We start from the raw sequence: 3,635 nt of genomic DNA, 5'->3' as shown, positions 1-3,635 counted from the left end.
TTTGAGGTTGCAGATAAAGCTGACGTGGTTTGAAGAGATTTTCGAAGAGTATAAGGTAGTTGTTTTTATCTGATTGAACTTATATTTACTCGTAAACAAAAATCCTCCGTTTCAAAGAGTAGGGAACTCTTTGTGACAGAGGATTTTTTCTATAGGGCTTTAGCAGCTGCAATTGCGGCTTCGAAGTTTGGTTCAGAGTTGATATTGTCCACGTATTCAACGTAGCGAATAGTATTGTCGGTATCGAGGACAAAGACTGCGCGTGCCAATAGGTGCCACTCATTGATTAAGAGAGCGTAATTACGTCCAAAGGAATGGTCGAAATAGTCTGAGAGCATGATGGCATTTTCAATTCCCTCAGCACCACACCAACGTTTTTGGGCAAAAGGGAGGTCCATTGAAACAGTCAAGACAACCGTATTATCCAGTCCAGCCAGTTCTTCATTAAAACGACGCGTTTGAGTTGAGCAGATGCCTGTATCGATAGAAGGCACGACACTCAAGACTTTTTTCTTGCCATCAAAATCAGCCAGAGATTTTTTAGAAAGGTCTGTTGTAGTGAGTGAAAAATCAAGTGCCTTGTCGCCGACTTGTAGTTGTTTACCTGTAAAGCTCACAGGATTTCCGAGAAAAATTACCATAAGATACTCCAATCTTTTTTCTTCCATTTTAGCTGAAACAGTCGGAATTTTCCAATGATTTGACCGGAAATATGGGCATAGAAAAAACGCCAGCTCATGTGAGAATGACGTTTTTCAGATTTTTTATCTATTTGATATTTCTCGAAAGTAGTGCGGACGGGAGCAACTTCCTTCGGAATTTCATCCCTAATTTTTGAGCCTGAGGTCTCAAAAATTCCGTCCTAGATAAGATCAAAGTTCTTATCTAGGATACCACTACAGTGAGAAATATCTGGTAAAAACTCACTTCGTTCGTACTGATTTAAGAAATCTTTATTCTTATAAACGCTTTTTTAGCTAGAGATAGAACTAACAAAGCTAATATTAGAAGTAATGTAAAGAGAGACAAGAACCTAGTAATAGATAAACTAACATCTAGATTATTTTGCCAATCCTTCAGCAATCTTGTCAAGGTTGTATTTCATCATGTTGTAGTAGCTGTCACCTTCTTTACCTTGTTCTGCGATAGAGTCAGTAAAGATTTGTGCGTAGATTGGGATGTTTGTATCTTGTGAAACAGTCTTCATTGGACGGTCATCCACACTTGATTCTACAAAGAGTGAAGGAGTTTTTGTTTGGCGAAGTTTTTCAACCAAGGTCTTGATTTGGTCAGGAGTTCCTTCTTCTTCAGTATTGATTTCCCAGATATAGGCACTTGGGACACCGTAGGCTTTAGAGAAGTATTTGAAGCATCCTTCGCTGGTTACGATCAATTTCTTCTCAGCAGGGATGTTGTTAAATTTCTCTTTAGCTTCCTTGTCAAGTTTGTCTAGCTTATCAGTATATTCTTTGAGATTTTTTTCGTAGAATTCCTTGTTGCTAGGGTCTTTAGCGCTCAATTGTTTTGCGATGTTTTTAGCAAAGATCATACCGTTTTCAAGGTTAAGCCAAGCGTGTGGGTCTTCTTTTCCTTTTTCGTTTTGGCCTTCAAGGTAGATAACATCAACGCCTTCGCTGACTGCAAAGTAGTCTTTGTTTTCAGTTTTCTTGGCATTTTCTACCAATTTTGTAAACCAAGCATTACCACCTGTTTCAAGGTTGATACCGTTATAGAAAATCAAATCAGCTTGAGAAGTTTTCTTGACATCTTCAGGTAGTGGCTCGTATTCGTGTGGGTCTTGACCAACAGGAACGATACTGTGAAGATCAATCTTGTCACCAGCAATATTTTTAGTAATATCAGCGATGATTGAGTTTGTAGCAACAACTTTTAGTTTTTGACCAGAAGCTGCATCTTTTTTTCCACTAGCACATGCTACAAGAGCGATGACGGAAAGAAAGAGAACAAGTAATGTACCTAATTTTTTCATTAGATCCTCCAATTTATTGGGGTTTTGCCCCTTATTTTAACAAATGTTTATTTTTCAGTTTCAAATATCGTTGTTTTGGAGCGATAAAGAAGCTAATGAGAAAGAAACTAGCAGCTGTGAGCACGATACTAGAACCTGCCGCAACGTTAAAGCTATAACCGATAAAGAGTCCCAAAACTGAAGCAGTAGCTCCAAAGGTTGAGGAAAGGAAAATCATGCTTTTCAGGCTATTAGCATACAGATAAGCAGTTGCAGCTGGGGTAATCAGCATGGCTACAATCAGGATAGTTCCGACACTTTGCATGGCTGTCACAGACACGAGAGTCAGGAGTACCATGAGAAGGTAGTGATAGAAATTGACAGGCATTCCCATGGCTTTAGCCAAGAGTTCATCAAAGGAAGTTATCAAGAGTTGCTTGAAGAAAATCCAGATTAACAAGAGAATGGCTGCCCCCACACCCATAGTAATAAACATATCCGTATCTTGTACGGCAAGAATATTACCAAAAAGAATATGGAAAAGGTCAGTTGAACTTTTAGCGACACTAATCAAAATGATACCGAGGGCTAAGAAAGAAGAAAAGGTAATGCCGATGGCGGTATCGCTTTTGATAATCGAGTTTCCCTTGATGTAGGTAATAATGATGGCAGCTAGCAATCCAAAGACAATGGCTCCGATAAAGAAGTCAAGGCCCAAGATGAAGGAGAGGGCTACACCTGGTAAGACGGCATGTGAAATGGCATCTCCCATGAGTGACATCCCACGTAGAATGATGAAACATCCCACAGCTCCAGCTACGACCCCGACGACAATAGCTGTTATCAAGGCATTTTGTAGGAAATGGAATTTTTGCAATCCATCGATAAATTCTGCAATCATAGGTCACCTCCATTGAAAAAGAGTCGATTACCGTAAGCTTCTTTGAGATTGGCTTCGGTAAAGGTTTCTTTGGTTGGACCAAAGGCAATCACTTCTCGATTGACAAGTAAGACTTGATCGAAGTAGTGGGAAACCTTGCTGAGGTCGTGGTGAACGATGAGAACCGTCTTACCAGCTTTTTTCAAATCTCTCAGCGTATTCATGATGATTTCCTCACTGACAGAGTCAATCCCAACAAAGGGTTCATCCAAGAGGATATAATCGGCTTCCTGCACCAAACATCTGGCAATCAAGACCCGCTGGAATTGACCTCCAGACAGTTGACTGATTTGACGTTCAGCGTAGTCAGCTAGGCCGACGATTTCAAGGGCTTCCTCTACTTTTTTCCAATGTTTAGCATTTAAACTTCGAAAGAGAGGAATAGAGGGAAATAGTCCTAGCGAGACACATTCCTTGACCTTGATGGGAAAGTTGTAGTCGATATTGATTTTTTGTTCGACATAGGCAATTCGGTGTAAGGATTTTTTAACTTCCTTGTCATCGAGAAATGCCTGACCTTGATGTGGGATAATTCCCAGCATACCTTTTAATAATGTTGATTTTCCAGCACCGTTTGGACCAATGATTCCGGTAATTGTTGGTCCTTGGAGCACTAGTGAAATATCCTTAAGTGCCAACGTTTCTTTATAGGAGACACTGAGGTTTTCGATACGTATCATAAACTTATATTCCTCCTGACTCTTAATATACCTTAAAAAAAAAATT

Annotated in this window: 4 protein-coding genes; all 4 read right to left on the bottom strand. The window is 39.8% G+C overall.

The features are described from left to right. Positions 1-149: 149 nt before the first annotated feature. Positions 150-641, bottom strand: a complete 492-nt coding sequence (gene tpx, locus ADI58_RS01300; RefSeq protein WP_049521159.1) for a thiol peroxidase — start codon at positions 639-641, stop codon at positions 150-152. Between the two features lie 419 nt (positions 642-1,060). Continuing rightward, positions 1,061-1,990, bottom strand: coding sequence for a metal ABC transporter substrate-binding lipoprotein/adhesin PsaA (gene psaA / locus ADI58_RS01295; RefSeq protein WP_000733076.1), 930 nt, complete (start codon positions 1,988-1,990; stop codon positions 1,061-1,063). A 31-nt stretch (positions 1,991-2,021) separates the two neighbouring features. Further along, entirely contained in the window at positions 2,022-2,870 is an 849-nt protein-coding gene (locus tag ADI58_RS01290) for a metal ABC transporter permease (protein WP_000559786.1), read from the bottom strand. After that, positions 2,867-3,589 carry a metal ABC transporter ATP-binding protein gene (locus ADI58_RS01285; protein ID WP_000619162.1) on the bottom strand — a complete coding sequence of 241 codons (723 nt, stop codon included), beginning with the start codon at positions 3,587-3,589 and terminating at the stop codon, positions 2,867-2,869. The genes ADI58_RS01290 and ADI58_RS01285 overlap by 4 nt, the downstream gene beginning before the upstream one ends. Positions 3,590-3,635 lie beyond the last annotated feature (46 nt).

This window comes from Streptococcus mitis, assembly GCF_001074635.1.
GTDB classification, from domain to species: Bacteria; Bacillota; Bacilli; order Lactobacillales; family Streptococcaceae; genus Streptococcus; species Streptococcus mitis_E.
This window is presented reverse-complemented; position numbering and strand designations above follow the sequence as displayed.